Consider the following 14,574-nt stretch of genomic DNA (forward strand, 5'->3'; position numbering starts at 1 on the left):
GGCTCCCGGTCTCCCGTACCGTACTGCCGGTCAGTACAGCCTGTGCGTCAGCGCTGGAACCGGGAGGCCAGGGAGGCCGGGAAGAAGCGGGCCCGGAGCTTTGCGCCCCACGTGGCGGATTCCTGAAGCCCCTGCTGGACAGCGGTGACATCGGACCAGAGCCCTGATCCGGGGCCCGGCGGCAGGTCTCGGGCTGCTCCGGACGCGCCCTGCGGCCGTGCAGCCGGTGCGGCATACACTTCGAGTTCATAAGCGGCCCGAAGCCGCTCCAGCGCTGCCGCGGAGTTGTCCGTCAGTCCGGCCTCGTGCGCCAGTCGCAGGGCGTAGGCACGGGGAGATTCCGCCTTCTGCGGGACGTGGCCGTAGTCCACTCCGGTGTCCGCCGCTTCTTCCCAGGCCAGGGTTGCGGGCCCGGTGAGGCTGTTCCGGGGCCCCGCCCCGCCGGCACCGGAAGCCCCCGCGCTGCCGCGTGCCGGCTGTCCGGGTCCGAGGAGACGCCGGCGGATGCTGCGCCTGCGCCGGCGCAGCAGCCAGGGGCTCAGCAGTGCACCGGCGGCTGCCGCCAAGCCAAGTCCAACTCCGGCGAACCTCCCGGCATGGGTCTCTTCCGGCTGCGGCGGCGCTGCAGCCTCAGGGGCGGCCGCGCTGGTTGAGGTTTCGGGACTGGGCTCGGGAAGCACCGGGTTTCCCGCCTCCAGGTCCCGCTCGTCGTCGCGGACCGGGCCGGGGTTCGAGCGGGGCTCCACCGCGTAGGCAGGCACTGATCCCCGGGACGGGGTCGGCTCAAACCGCACCCAGCCCAGCCCTTCGAAATACAGCTCCGGCCACGCGTGCGCATCGCGGGAATCCACTTCGAACTCCCGAAGCTCCTGGCCGTCGTTGCCGGGGATGGAATTACCGGTGGACCGCCCCGGAGCGAAGCCCAGCGCCATGCGGCTGGGAATGCCGGCCTCTCTGGCCATGACAGCCATGGCAGCGGCGAAATGAGTGCAGTAGCCGGATTTTTCCTGCAGGAACCGGTCGAGGACATCAATGCCGTTCCCGTCGTATCCGCCCTCAACCGGAGCATCGAGCGAATAGCTGAACGCCGGCCCGCGGAGGTAGGCCTGGATGGCCATGGCCTGTTCATAGGGTCCGGAGGTTCCCTCCGTGGCAGTCGCCGCAGCGTCCCGGATACTTACGGGCAGGTCCTCGGGCAGTGAGGTGAAAACGGGGTCCACGGCGTCTTTGGGTGCCGGCGCCAGGCCCTGCAGGTCAGCCTGGGACAAGTTGGGCGCGAAGCTTTGGACCTCGTAGTCCAAATACCCGCGCTCCGTGTTGTCCCCGGAGATGACGGTCATGGTTTTGGGATCCCAGCTGTACGGTCCGAGGGCTCCGGACACGCGCTGGGGGGCATAGGGAGCGAGCAGCCAGGGACTGACATAGGTCTCGGACCTGACCCGTGTGGTCACCACTGACATGTTCGGCGCCCGACCGTTCTCCTCGGCCGGTGACATGTCCTGCAGGCCCCGCCGTCGGGTGTCTTCCCGAAGATCCGGTGCCCAGCGCCGGCCCGAGAAGTCCTCCAAAGTGGTCGATCGCAGATAGAGCGAAGAAGGAGAATCCGTGGCATACAGGATCCGGCCGGAGGCTGAGGGCTGGCGCAGGTCATTGCCCAGCGCCACCACCGGATTGAGACCGGATTGGCCGGTCCAGATGTTCAGCCGTGAGCCCTGCGGAAACGTGCCCTGGTTAAAGCCCGGAAGCGCTGCGGGCAGGCACAGGGCGAGGATCAGGGCACCGGCGCCGATGCCGGCCGCGGTGCCCACCTGGCTGCGCGGCGGGCGCCGCATGGCGTCCCCCGGTCGGTGCGGCCGCTCCTGCCAGGACCCGGTGGCCAGGATGAGCAGGTATCCGGCTGCGGCAAGGATGAAGGGGAACGCGCCGATGCTCTCCGGCTTCAGGACGGCCGGCACGATCAGCAGGGACAGCAGCCCCAGGCCGCTGGCTGCAGGCATGCGCAGGGTAGTGGCCAGTGTGTCCACCAGCAGTGCGATCAGTCCGGTGCCCAAACAGGCAATGAAAACGATCCCGGAGTCGGCGAGCACCGGCGGAACCTGGTTCATGATGGTCGATTGGGCTTCGGTGAGCAGCTGTCTGCCCCGCCCCAGGGTCGCCCCGGTGGGCAGCAGCCCGAGCAGCGCCGTCGAGGCGGCAAACAACCAGGTCAGGACGACGGCGAGCGCTGCCAGGCCTGCCGCCGGCACCAGTGCGGTGGGAAACCGGAACCTGCGTGCCGCAGCCATGGCGGCGATCACCGCGGCCGTGCTGAGGGTTAGCGGCGGCAACCAGCTCCAGCCGTCCAGGACTCCGTGCAGACTGATGCTGCAGAGCAGGACAGCTGCGGCGCTCGCCCCGGCGGCGGTCCAGTCCCACGGCGGCGGGGGAGGACCGGCGGGGGCGTTGGCCGCGGGGCGGGACAGCACATCAGTCATGGATGGTCCTCCCGACCGGGGGATGAAGTTACCGGCTGGGCGGCGGAAGCGAAGCCCGCCCAACAGCGGGCCAGATCGGATTCGGGGGTAGCAGCAACGGCTTGCCAGCCGGCGGCGTGCAGGACGGCAAGTGCCGGCCCCGCCTCCTGGAGCCGGTCCGTGACCAGGATGGCGCAGGCCCGGGTGGCATAGTCTGCCGCCGGAGCCAGCCGGGCGGCGTCGTCGGCCGTGAGTCTGCCCAGAACCGCAACGAGGGGGCCGCGTCGGCGCTGGGCCAAAGTGTCCGCCAGCCCGGAACCGAAGGCACGGCGGTTGTCGGCCGGTGACGGGTCGGCTCCCTTTGGGCTGGCCGTGCCGGCGCTGTGGGCGCCGCGGACTGCGCGAATACCCCGGAACGGGGCTGCGGGTACGGACCCGGGGACCGCCGCCTTGCCCGTGTCCGCCTGCCGTTCAAACGGCCGCGCCTCAAGTTCCAGCGCCGCCAGGCCCTCTGCGATGTCCTGCAGCCCTGCGGGGCCGCTGAAATCGCGCTGCAGGGGATCGGGGGTGGAAGGGGAACGGCCGAGACCGGGCCGCGCGTACGCATCCAGCAGGCGCAGCGAGTAGCCGTTGTCGAGCAGGAAGGCGGCAGCTGAAACTGATGCTGTGACCGCCCATTCAAAGGACTCGGAGGTGGACAGCCCGTTTCCGGCGGCGGGGTCCGTCCACAGCGGCGTTCCAAGGCCGCCCGCAAAGCAGGACTGCCGCGAATCCAGAAGCAGCGTGGCGCTCGGGGAGGTGACGGGTTCCTCCTGCCGGACCATCAGTTCGCCGTGACGGGCAGTCGCCGCCCAGTGGACCCGCCGCATGGGATCACCCGCGCGGTACTCGCGCGTGGAGACGTCATCTTCGCTGGGGCTGCCGCGGCGGGGATTGGAAACGGATCCCTCCGTCCCCCGGGGGCCGCCCAGCGACGCGGCCGGCAGCTCCTGAGGTGCCGGGGACACCACCAGCGGATCCGTGGCACCGAGGGTGTGCAGCCTCCGGGAGAGGCCAAAAAGGTCGGTGAACTCCGCCGTCACCGGTCCGATGGGAAACATGCCGCGCCGGGCGGAGCGCAACTGGTACTCGTAGGTGCTGGCGCCGTCGGCATCAGGAAAACGGGCCGGAAAACGGAACACCGGACTCTGTCCGAAGCGCAGCGGCAGACCTTCGCGCATGGAGGCGCTCTGCCGGACCGGTCGGGGAGTGCGCAGCGAGAGCATCACCCGGGCGGGGACACCGGTCTCCACGGTGGCCGGGCTGAAGGTGCGTTCAACCAGGAACACCGGCTTGACCAGCCGCAGCGCCAGCGCCGAAAGCAGCGGCAGGGTGAGCAGGAACAGGCCCAGGATGAGTGCGTCCCGGCGGCCCATAATGTGGGCGGTCAGGAGGGCTGCGGCCCCGGCCACGACAAGACCCCAGCCGCGCGCCGTCAGCAGCCGTGCTGCGCTTGCAAAGTCCATGGAGCCTTCCCGCTGGTGGTGTACCGGTGGTGCTGCCTGAGCCGTCCCGCGGCGGCCCTACCGCCTCAGGCGCTCGCCGGCGGGACTGCGCGGAACGGGAACGCGTGCGAGCAGGTGTGAGAGCAGGCCCGACGGCGTATCGCCGGAACTGGTGGCCTTGCGGTCCAGGATGATGCGGTGGGCCAGCACGGGATCAGCGAGGCGGGAAATGTCATCGGGCAGGACAAAGTCACGCCCCGCCAGCGCGGCGTGGGCCTTGGCGGCTCGCAGCAGCTGCAGCAGGGCGCGGGGACTGGCACCGAGGCGCAGATGGGGATGCTCCCGGGTCGCCTGGCCAATGGCAACCGTGTACTCCTTTACGGCGGAGGAGACAAAGATATCCCGTACCCGGGCCGTCATGGCCGCAATTTCACCGACGTCGACCACTGCCGAGACCGCGTCCAGCGGCGAGGTGGACTGGTGGCTTTCGAGCATCTCAATTTCGGACCGGGTGTCCGGGTAACCCATGGAAATGCGGGCCATGAACCGGTCCCGCTGGGCTTCGGGCAGGGGATAGGTCCCTTCCATTTCGATCGGGTTCTGGGTGGCCACCACCATAAAGGGTTCGGCCAGCCGGTAGGTCCCGCCGTCGACGGTCACCTGCCGCTCCTCCATGCACTCCAGCAGCGCGGACTGGGTCTTCGCGGAAGCGCGGTTAATCTCGTCGCCGATCACGATGTTGGCGAAGATGGGGCCCTGGCGGAACTCGAACCGGTGGGCGTCCTGGTTGTAGATGGACACGCCCGTGACGTCGGACGGCAGCAGGTCCGGGGTGAACTGGATCCGCGTCACCGAACAGTCAATGGTCCGGGCGAGCGTCTTGGCCAGGAGCGTTTTTCCGACGCCGGGCACGTCTTCCAGCAGGACATGCCCCTGGGCCAGCAGTACGGTCAGGACCAGCGAGGCTGCTTCCTTCTTGCCGTCAATGACAGTATTGACTGCGGCGAGGATGCTGGACGCCGCAGTGTGAAATGCGTCGGCGCTGTATCCCGCTCCTGCGGCTCGGTTCCATCCAGCCGTAGGCCCGGGAACCTCCGTTCCCGGTGAATCACCGGCAAAGGGAGCGGCGGCTGCAGCTGGAGTTCGAGCGTCCATGGATACCTTCCAAGCCTCGGGAAATCGCACTCCGTTGCCCCTGACTAAGGGATCCGGTGTGCGACGCTACAGGCCCTCCGCCGGTTCGGCAGCGGCCTCATGTGAATACAGGTTACAAGCTCACTTAGGGTTAAAGACATGTGCAATGACAGTGGTTATGTTCCGGGCGAAATCCCTGCGGCCTATCTGGACTTCGCGTCCGGCACCGGGAAACCTTATCCTCCCGGGCCGGAGCCCCTGCCGGTGCCCGTGATTGACAACCATACACATTTGGACTTTGCCCCTGGCGGGGCCGGCACCGCGGAAGTGGGGGCGGCCATGGACGCCGCCGCCGCGGCGGGAGTCCGGGGTGCGGTTCAGGTAGGCACGGATCTGGAATCTTCGCGGTTCACTGTCCGGATCCTGGATGAGGAACCGCGGCTGCTGGGAGCGGTGGCCATTCACCCCAACGATGCCCCCGTACTGGCCGGAGAGGGGACCCTGGACGCGGCGCTCGAGGAAATTGAAGCACTGGCCGGCCATCCCCGGGTCCGGGGCATCGGCGAAACCGGACTTGATTACTTCCGCACCGGCCCGGACGGCGTTGAGCGGCAGCAGTACTCCTTCCGCCGGCACATCGACATTGCCAAGCGGTTGGGGCTGGCCCTGCAGATCCATGACCGTGACGCGCACGCGGACGTTGTCCGTGTGCTGTTGGAAGAGGGGGCCCCGGAGAAGGTGGTCTTCCACTGCTTTTCCGGGGATGCCGATCTGGCCAGGACCTGCAATGAGCATGGCTGGAGTATGTCCTTTGCCGGCACCGTCACCTTCAAGAACGCGGGGAATCTCCGGGAGGCGCTCGCCGTGGCCGACCGCAGGCTGCTGCTCGTGGAAACCGATTCCCCCTTCCTCACGCCGCACCCCTTCCGGGGCCGGCCCAATGCCAGCTACATGGTGCCCTACACCGTCCGGTTCATGGCCGCAGAACTCGGAGCGGACCTGGCTGAACTGGGAACGCAGTTGGTGGAAAACACGGTCCGTACCTACGGTTCATGGGACTAGCCGCCGGTGTGAAAGTTTCCCCGTATGGCACATGTACCACTTGGACCGGCCCAAACCCCGGTTTGCCCTCAGATCACGGTTCGGTTACGGTGGGGACCTATTAGCCGGGGTCGGGGAAGGCACCGGAACTGATATCGAACCACACACCGTCCTGTGAACAGGCGTGCGCACGCTTCAGCCGAAGCGCCGTGCCACATCTGTGCCTGGTTGCGGCAGAGGTTCCTTGCCTGCGCACAGAGTCGCCCCGTGAGACCCGGGGACATCGGCTGCCACGCGCCCTGATCCCCGTGCCCGGAAACTATGAACGTTTGGGATTCCGTGGCACATGCACTCGTGAGGCGTGGGGTAAAACTAACCGGGCAGGCCGTTGTTATGGTCGCCCTCATTTTGGGACTGGTGGCCTTTGTAGGCACCAACAAGTCCGTGGTACTAAGCGTCGACGGCCAGACCAGCGACGTCAAGACGTTCGGCGGCACAGTCGCTGAAGTTCTCCAAAAAGCAGATGTCCAGGTCACCGAGGCAGACCAGGTGAGCCCCGACCTGGCCAGCGAGGTCAGCGACGGAACCCGGATCGAAGTCTCCAAGGCCAAGACCGTGGACGTAACCCTGGACGGCCAGGGCCACACAGTGAGCACCACCGGCCAGACCGTTGCGGATCTGGTGTCGGAACTTCGGGTAGCTTCCAACTCTGCGGTGTCCGCCTCCCTGGACACGGCCCTCTCCGGGCTTCAGGATCCGCTGTCGATCTCCACTCCAAAGACAGTCACCATGGTGATGGACGGCAAGTCCTACAACCGCCCCACCACAGCGGAGACGGTGGAGGAGCTGCTGGACGAAGCGGGCATTGAGCTCGCTGCAACGGACCGCCTCTCGGCTCCTGAGTCCGCCGCACTGGTGGACGGCATGGCGTTGAAGATTACCCGCGTCACGGCCGGCGAAAAGGTCACAGTCACCGAAGCCCTGCCGTTTGAAACCGCTGAAGTGCCGGACCCCAACCTTTACGAGGGCGAAGAAAAGGTGACGGTCAAGGGAACTCCGGGCGAGAAGGCCGCAGTTTTCGCGATCAAACTCGTTGACGGCCGCGAGGTCAGCCGGACCCTGGTGAGTGAAACCGTCTCCGTGCAGCCGGTTGACGCGAAGGTCGCGGTAGGCACCAAGAAGAAGGAAACCGCGCCCGCACCCGCGGCACCGGCTCCGGCTGCCGCTCCGGGCGGCGCCGCTCCCTCCGGCGGAACCTGGGCGGCTCTGGCCCAGTGTGAATCCGGCGGAGACTGGCACATCAACACCGGCAACGGTTATTCCGGCGGCCTGCAGTTCAGTGTCTCCAGCTGGCTTGGTGCCGGTGGCGGCCAGTACGCGCCCATCGCCGCCGGGGCCACCCCGGATCAGCAGATTGCCGTAGCTGAAAAGCTTCGCGCCAACGGCGGCTGGGGACATTGGCCGTCCTGTGCCGCCAAGCTGGGCCTGCTCTAACCGGGCGGAAGTTACCCCGCCTGTTGTGCCCGCCCGGGCTAAGGGCTAAGGGCACAGAGCGCTACCAGTTCCGCGAGGACCGGAACCTGTTATCAGGTTCCGGTCCTCGCGGTTAACCAGACAGGAGCCCCCGCCCGCGCCTGGCTCGCCAACCGGGCTGCGTGGTCTGCCCGGTCCATGGCTCCGGCGTTGAAGAAGGCCTTCGCGCTGTCATCCAGCATTTGCACCGCGGTGCTCATTTCTCCGAGGGCAGCCCGGCTCAACCCCAGGTGCAGGGCCACTTCGGCGGCGCCCTGGGGGGAGAGCGCCGTCCGCCGGGCGTAGACATCAGTAAGGATCTGCACGGCGGATTGATGGTTGCCTGAGAGCTGATGCCACCGGCCCCTGCTGTGCAGGTTCTCCAGGATGTCTTCCTCGGTGCCGCCCAGCACTGAGAGGGCAGTTTCGGCATGGTCCATGAGCCGGCTGGTAGCGGCGTCGTGCAGTCCCTCGGCAAGACGCATGGCCGCCGAAGAGCGGTTAAAGGCAGCCCAGGCCTCCAGATCCGCGTCGGGATTGAGGAGGAACTCGGCTCTGGCATGGTAACGGAGGCCGGCGGCTGTATCGCCCCGGCGGAACGCGACGTTGCCCACCGCCCAAAACCCCTTTCCCGCCGTCTGGGCATCCGACGCTGCTTCCAGCAGCGGAAGCAGCAATGCCTGGCAGTGGCCCCACGCTTCCTCCTGCAGGCCGCTTTCGGAAAGGGCAGCGATGAGTGCCTGATATACCTCGATGAGCTGATCAGCGCTCAGCCGCAGCAGCACGCCAATGTCCAGTGCGCGTCTGGCATGGATGACAGCCTCGGGCAGCCGTCCGGCTCCCTGGCAGGCGGTTGCCAGCAAGGCCTCAGCCTGCGGGCGCAGCGGTTGCCCCTCCGCTGCCAGGGGGTGTTGTGCCAGCAGTTCCGCCTCTGCGATGCAGGCCGGGTAGTCGTGCAGCCGGCGAAGGCACGCAGCCGCCATGAAGGACAGTTCCCACCATCCGGTAGGGTCCTCTTCCACCAGCGCCGCATCCGCCGCCAGTTGGGACAACCTTCGTGCGGCCTGGTAATTCCGCTCATCCCACGCCTGTGCTGCAGAGAACTCCAGGAAGAGGCGGCTGTCCCCGCCTGCCCTCGGGTGCGGATAGCCCGGCACCGCGGTCAACCGTTCCGCCAGAAACCGGATGGCCCCGCCGGACGGCTCCCGCCGGCCCTTTTCAAGCATCGACACATCGCGTGCCAGGAACACGTCGCCGCTCAACTCTTCCTGGGTCAGCAGGCGTTCCGTGCGCGCCAATTGAAGTCGGTTTCCGAAGGTTTTGCCCATATGTCATTACCGCCGTTCCGGGGCTGGGGGACACTGGAAGAGTGCCTCGGCCCCGAATGCTACCGACCGATTTTTGGTGGGGGCAGGGTGATCCACCATTCTGGGAGGAAACACGATGAAGAGGAATGAATTCCGCCTGCGGGCAGGCGCGGCGGTGGGTAACTGGCCTGACTAGCGCCCCATCGGTAGGAACACGGTGCTCGGCTAGTATTGCTAGGTGACTGAATCCGCCTCCGCTTCCCGTCCTCCGGTCAAACCGCTGCTGGGTGCCACTGACATCCGCGCCCTGGCCGACGAGCTGGGCGTGCGCCCCACCAAGACCCTGGGCCAGAACTTCGTCATTGACGGCAACACCATCCGGCGCATCGTCGCCGCCGCCGGCGTCGGACCCGAAGAAACCGTGCTGGAGGTGGGGCCCGGCTTGGGATCCCTCACGCTGGGACTGCTGGATGCAGCGAAGACCGTGGTCGCCGTCGAAATTGATCCTGTGCTTGCCGGACGGCTGCCCGCAACGGTGAAGGCATGGCGGCCCGAGAAGGCGGATCAGCTGCACGTGGTCCTCGGAGATGCCATGCGGATTACCGAGCTTCCTGTTGAGCCCACGGCACTGGTGGCCAATCTTCCGTACAACGTGGCCGTTCCGGTGGTGCTGCATCTGCTGGAGCGCTTCCCGTCCCTGCAGCACGGCCTGGTGATGGTTCAGGACGAAGTCGCGGACCGGCTGGCTGCGGTCCCCGGATCCAAGGTTTACGGCGTGCCGTCAGTGAAGGCCGCCTGGTACACCACCATGCGCAAGGCCGGCGTGATCGGCATGAACGTGTTCTGGCCCGCGCCCAAGATTGCTTCCGGGCTGGTGGGCTTCACCCGTCATGATCCGCTGCCCACCACTGCCACCCGCGAAGAAGTTTTCGCCGTGATCGACGCCGCCTTTGCCCAGCGCCGCAAGACGCTGCGCGCTGCTCTGTCCGGTTGGGCGGGGAGCCCGGCCCAGGCCGAAAACGCGCTTGTTGCGGCCGGGGTGGACCCGCGGGCCCGGGGCGAAGTCATTGACATTGCCGCCTTTGCCCGGATTGCGGAAGCCAAGGGGGCACAGGCTCCTGCGGACGCCGAGTCTGTGTCTGCGTCGGACATCGAAGCACTGCCCGACGGCGACGCCTCCTAATCGCGACGCCTCCTAATCGCGGAGCCCGGCACGGAGCCCGCTCCGGAGCTGCACCGGCGCAGGCCCCGGTAACAGCTGCATTAACGGCGCGGCCCGCCCTTCCTCTAAGTTGGAAGACATGAGCGCAGCGAAGTTTTCACCCGCACAGCCCCCCACGGCAGCCCCGGCCTCCGTGTGCGTCCGCGCCCCCGGGAAGATCAACGTATCCCTGCGCGTCGGCCCGCTCCGGCCCGACGGCTACCACAGCGTCGCCAGCGTTTATCTGGCCGTTTCGCTGTTCGAAGAGGTCCGGGCCACGGTTACCGAGGGACCCGGAATCACCGTCACCGTGGACAGCGACGGTGCCCTGCAGGTCCCCGTGAAGGACATTCCCCTCGGGCCGGACAACCTCGCGGTCCGCGCGGCCCAGGCACTGGCGCCCTTCGCGGAGAACCCCACCGGGGTGCACCTGCACATCACCAAGCGGGTCCCGGTTGCCGGCGGCATGGGCGGAGGCTCGGCCGATGCCGCGGCGGCGCTGGTCGCCTGTGACGCCCTGTGGAACACGCATCTTTCCCGTGAAGAGCTGGCCGGCATCGCCGCCGGGCTCGGCGCTGACGTTCCCTTTTCGCTGCTCGGCGGCACCGCCGTCGGCCTGGGAGTGGGGGACCGGCTCACCCCGGCCATATCCAAGACGCCCCTGCACTGGGTGCTCGTCGCCTCCGACTTCGGGCTGTCCACCCCGGGCGTCTACGGCGCCCTGGATTCCCTCCGCGAGGAGGAACAGCTGCAGGCAGTGGAACCGGAGGAAGTTGATCCGGCAATCCTTACCGCCATGCGTTCCGGGAATGCTCAGGACCTGGCATCCGTTATGTCCAATGACCTGCAGGCGGCCGCGCTGCAGCTGGCGCCGGGCCTGGCGGACGTACTGAGCGCCGGCGAGCGGCTGGGCGCACTGGCCGGCATGGTTTCCGGCTCCGGGCCCACCGTGGCCTTTTTGGCCCAGAACGCGCCCGCGGCTGCGGAGCTTGCGGCGGCCCTGCGCGCCGGCGGCCACCGCGCCCTCGCCGTCGAGGGGCCGGTTTCCGGCGCCCGGCTGGCCTCAGCCGTCGCCGGCTAGCTTTTTATATTTCCAACATTTCCAACCCCGGAAGAAAGTAGTACCGATTGGCACACCTGCTTGGTGCTGAGAACCTCAGCATTTCCTTTGGCACCCGCACGATCCTGGACGGGGTTTCCCTGGGCCTGGAAGAGGGGGACCGGATTGGCGTCGTCGGCCGCAACGGCGACGGCAAGTCCACCCTGATGCGCCTGCTGGCCGAGCGGCAGACGCCCGACGACGGCCGGGTCACCCGCCGCCGCGACGTCACCGTCGGCTATCTGGACCAGTCCGATGTGCTCGACGGCGACCTCACCGTCGGTGAAGCGATCGTGGGTGACGCCGCCGACTACGAATGGGCCTCGAACGCCCGTATCCGCGACGTCATGAGCGGACTGATCCAGGAAGTCGACTGGAACGCCCAGGTCTCCTCGCTCTCCGGTGGCCAGAAGCGCCGCGTGGCGCTGGCCAAGCTGCTGACCGGAGACGACGACGTCGTCATGCTGGACGAGCCCACCAACCACCTCGACGTCGAAGGCGTGGCCTGGCTGGCGCAGCACCTGAAGAACCGCTGGCGCGCCGACGCCGGCGGCCTGCTCGTGGTCACCCACGACCGGTGGTTCCTGGACGAAATCTGCACCCGCACCTGGGAAGTCCACGACGCCGTCATTGATCCGTTCGACGGCGGTTACGCAGCCTATGTGCTGGCCCGCGCCGAACGTGACCGGATGGCCAACGTGGTGGAGGGCAAGCGCCAGCAGCTGGTGAAGAAGGAACTGGCATGGCTGCGCCGCGGCGCCCCGGCCCGGACCGCCAAGCCCAAGTTCCGTATCGAAGCGGCGAACAACCTGATCGCAGACGTCCCCGAGCCCCGCGACACCCTCTCACTGAACAAGATGGCCACCGCCCGCCTGGGCAAGGACGTACTGGATCTTGAGGAAGTGTCCCTGACCCTGGGCGACACCGAACTGTTCAAGAACATCACCCTGCGCCTGGCGCCGGGGGAGCGGCTGGGACTGGTGGGTGTCAACGGCGCCGGCAAGACCACCCTGCTGCGCCTGCTCAACGGCGACATTGAACCGACCAGGGGCCGGCTCAAGCGCGGCAAGACCGTGCAGACCGCCGTGCTGACCCAGGAAGTCAAGGAACTCGACGAGGTGGCGGACATGCGCGTCATCGAGGTCATCGAGAACGAGAAGCGCGTCTTCAACGTGGGCGGCCGCGAACTCTCCGCCGGCCAGCTCGTGGAGCAGCTGGGCTTTTCCGCCCAGCGGCAGTGGACCCCGGTGAAGGAACTGTCCGGCGGTGAGCGGCGCCGGCTGCAGCTGCTGCGCCTGCTCGTGGGCGAACCCAACGTGCTGATGCTCGATGAGCCCACCAATGACCTGGACACCGACACCCTGGCTGCCGTTGAGGACGTCCTGGACGGCTGGCCCGGCACGCTCGTGGTGGTCTCGCACGACCGGTACCTGCTGGAGCGCGTCACCGACCACCAGATGGCACTGCTGGGCGACGGCAAGCTGCGCGGACTGCCCGGCGGCGTGGACCAGTACCTTGAGCTGCGCAACGCGGCTCTGGTGGCGAACTCTTCGGCGTCGACGGCGGCCCGCGGGTCCTCGCAGGCGGCGCGTGCCGCAGCGGCCGGATCCACACGGCCCGGTTCCGGCGGCGGGGTGGCGACGGCGGTGGCCTCCGGCTCTTCCGAAGCCGAGAAGCGGATCGCCAAGAAGGACCTGACCCGGATCGACCGGCAGATGACCAAGCTCAAGCAGCAGGTGGAAAAGGTCAACGCGCAGATGACGGCCGCCACGGAGAAATCCGGCGGAGCGGACTTTGAGCAGCTGGCCGAGCTGAACAAGAAGCTGCAGTCACTGGCAGCGGACCAGGAAGACCTGGAAATGCAGTGGCTCGAGGCGTCGGAGAAGCTCGAGTAGCCTTCGGCGCGAAAAAGAGCGAAAAGGGCAACCGTTTTGGGAATTTACTGCCGGGGCGTACCGGCAGTAAAATCCCAAAACGGAGGGGAATGCCCAAAACGGCGGTCAGGCGCCGGCAAGCATGTGCGGCAGGATGTGCTCGCGCAGCAGCGGGGAAATGTCCTCGCGTTCCAGCGCCTGCGCCGGATCCATCCACAGCAGTTCCTCGATTTCGGCAGCGGCTACGGGTTCCCGGGCCGGATCACCGTTGGACGCCGGCAGCGTGTACGCGAACAGCCCGGCATCAATGAAGGTGTTTTCCTCGTTCGCGGCGGGGCCGTACCAGTCGCCCAGGACTTCCAGCTCGGATTCCGCGACAGTGAGGCCCAGTTCCTCCTGCATCTCCCGGGCCGCAGCAGCGCTGAATGATTCGCCGGGCTCCAGCTTGCCGCCGGGCTGCATGAACTTGCTGGTTCCGCGCTTGCGGACCAGCAGGATCCGTCCGCCGGCGTCGCGGACCAGGACGGCGGACAGGGTGAGGACCACCGGGTCCTCCGTGCGCATGTGCCGGAGTTCGGGATCCTTCTGCAGCCCGGTCAGGCCGTTCCAGGACAGGTTGACCAGATGCGCCGCCACCGTTGCCTTGTCCGGGGTGCGGGCATCCAGCCACCACTGGCCGGTCATGGCCACCATGCCCACCAGCATCTGCGCGTACATGCCGCCCACCTCGGCGCTGAGGCCGCGGTTGCTGAACTCCTTGGAGAGGATGTGCTCCACATGGCTGGTGACCCGGGACAGCAGAGTGGCAAAGGTGCCTTCGGGCTGCGACGGCGGGGCGTCCCGGACCAGAATGCGGAAACCGTCGGTGTGAGATTCGATATAGTCCAGCAGCGAATAGGCGGCGCGTTCAATCAGGATCCGCGGACCGGCGTCGGCGCCCAGTGCTTCGGTAATGACGGCGAGCAGCCGGTTGAACTCGGCCTCAACCACCTCGGTGTAGAGCGCCTCTTTGGACCCGAAGTGTTCATACACCACTGGTTTGGAGACACCGGCCGCAGCGGCAATGTCCTCGATGGTTGCTCCGTCGAGCCCGCGCAGGGCAAACAGCCCCCGGGCCACCTCAATAAGCTGTGCGCGCCGCTGCACGCCGGTCATGCGCAGGCGGACACCGCCAGCCGGAATTCTTGCCACCTCCACAGTCTAAGCCTTGTCCCCGGGACGCGTTCGGATGTGTCCGGAAGGCGGCGCTGCATGACACTCCGCCGTCCCAAGTCGCGCCGACATCGGCAGACATGGCAAACTAAACTCTTGTGTGCGGGGCAACCTGTACATTTTCCGCCCTGGTGTAATGGCAGCACCCCGGCCTTTGGAGCCGTGGAGTATAGGTTCGAATCCTATGGGCGGAACGGTAGGAGCACCGGCCCGGTCCGGTGGCCCGCCCCTCCAGACCCGAGGCCGTACCACCCCCC

Annotated in this window: 10 protein-coding genes and 1 tRNA gene; 6 read left to right on the plus strand and 5 right to left on the minus strand. The window is 67.3% G+C overall.

All coding sequences use genetic code 11. The annotated features are described in order from the left end of the window. Positions 1-47: 47 nt before the first annotated feature. From CXR03_RS14360 to CXR03_RS14370, 3 genes are read right to left on the minus strand one after another with little or no spacing between them, the layout of a single operon-like run. On the minus strand, positions 48-2,474 hold the full coding sequence (locus CXR03_RS14360) for a DUF3488 and transglutaminase-like domain-containing protein (protein ID WP_104104423.1): 2,427 nt from the start codon (positions 2,472-2,474) through the stop codon (positions 48-50). Then, positions 2,471-3,958 (minus strand): DUF58 domain-containing protein, encoded by a 1,488-nt coding sequence (locus CXR03_RS14365; protein ID WP_104104424.1) that lies wholly within the window; start codon positions 3,956-3,958, stop codon positions 2,471-2,473. Before CXR03_RS14365 ends, CXR03_RS14360 begins: the two co-directional genes overlap by 4 nt. Positions 3,959-4,015: 57 nt before the next feature. Beyond that, positions 4,016-5,092 (minus strand): MoxR family ATPase, encoded by a 1,077-nt coding sequence (locus tag CXR03_RS14370; RefSeq protein ID WP_104055207.1) that lies wholly within the window; start codon positions 5,090-5,092, stop codon positions 4,016-4,018. 138 nt (positions 5,093-5,230) lie between these two features. Here CXR03_RS14370 and CXR03_RS14375 point away from each other — a divergent pair, with 138 nt between their 5' ends. Next, positions 5,231-6,133 (plus strand): TatD family hydrolase, encoded by a 903-nt coding sequence (locus CXR03_RS14375; protein ID WP_104104425.1) that lies wholly within the window; start codon positions 5,231-5,233, stop codon positions 6,131-6,133. A gap of 372 nt (positions 6,134-6,505) precedes the next feature. Further along, on the plus strand, positions 6,506-7,606 hold the full coding sequence (locus tag CXR03_RS14380; protein ID WP_181034623.1) for a resuscitation-promoting factor: 1,101 nt from the start codon (positions 6,506-6,508) through the stop codon (positions 7,604-7,606). Between the two features lie 92 nt (positions 7,607-7,698). On the opposite strand, the gene CXR03_RS14385 is transcribed toward CXR03_RS14380, so the two are convergent. Continuing rightward, on the minus strand, positions 7,699-8,922 hold the full coding sequence (locus tag CXR03_RS14385) for a helix-turn-helix transcriptional regulator (RefSeq protein ID WP_146070526.1): 1,224 nt from the start codon (positions 8,920-8,922) through the stop codon (positions 7,699-7,701). Positions 8,923-9,169: 247 nt separating this feature from the next. On the opposite strand from CXR03_RS14385, the gene rsmA reads away from it, so the two are divergent. The 3 genes from rsmA (at position 9,170) to CXR03_RS14400 (ending at position 13,126) form a co-directional block, all read left to right on the plus strand. Further along, complete coding sequence (gene rsmA, locus CXR03_RS14390) at positions 9,170-10,114, plus strand: 16S rRNA (adenine(1518)-N(6)/adenine(1519)-N(6))-dimethyltransferase RsmA (RefSeq protein WP_104104428.1); 945 nt, start codon at positions 9,170-9,172, stop codon at positions 10,112-10,114. 118 nt (positions 10,115-10,232) lie between these two features. Next, positions 10,233-11,213 (plus strand): 4-(cytidine 5'-diphospho)-2-C-methyl-D-erythritol kinase, encoded by a 981-nt coding sequence (locus CXR03_RS14395; protein ID WP_104104429.1) that lies wholly within the window; start codon positions 10,233-10,235, stop codon positions 11,211-11,213. Between the two features lie 47 nt (positions 11,214-11,260). Beyond that, positions 11,261-13,126 carry an ABC-F family ATP-binding cassette domain-containing protein gene (locus tag CXR03_RS14400; protein ID WP_104104430.1) on the plus strand — a complete coding sequence of 622 codons (1,866 nt, stop codon included), beginning with the start codon at positions 11,261-11,263 and terminating at the stop codon, positions 13,124-13,126. Positions 13,127-13,231: 105 nt separating this feature from the next. Here the strand turns inward: CXR03_RS14400 and CXR03_RS18800 are convergent, their stop codons facing one another. After that, positions 13,232-14,296 carry an NUDIX domain-containing protein gene (locus CXR03_RS18800; protein ID WP_146070527.1) on the minus strand — a complete coding sequence of 355 codons (1,065 nt, stop codon included), beginning with the start codon at positions 14,294-14,296 and terminating at the stop codon, positions 13,232-13,234. Between the two features lie 143 nt (positions 14,297-14,439). On the opposite strand from CXR03_RS18800, the gene CXR03_RS14410 reads away from it, so the two are divergent. Next, positions 14,440-14,511: transfer RNA gene (locus tag CXR03_RS14410), tRNA-Gln, on the plus strand. The last annotated feature ends 63 nt before the right edge of the window (positions 14,512-14,574 follow it).

Origin of the sequence: Arthrobacter sp. 08Y14 (assembly GCF_002929455.1) — a bacterium.
Classification (GTDB): Bacteria; Actinomycetota; Actinomycetes; order Actinomycetales; family Micrococcaceae; genus Arthrobacter_B; species Arthrobacter_B sunyaminii.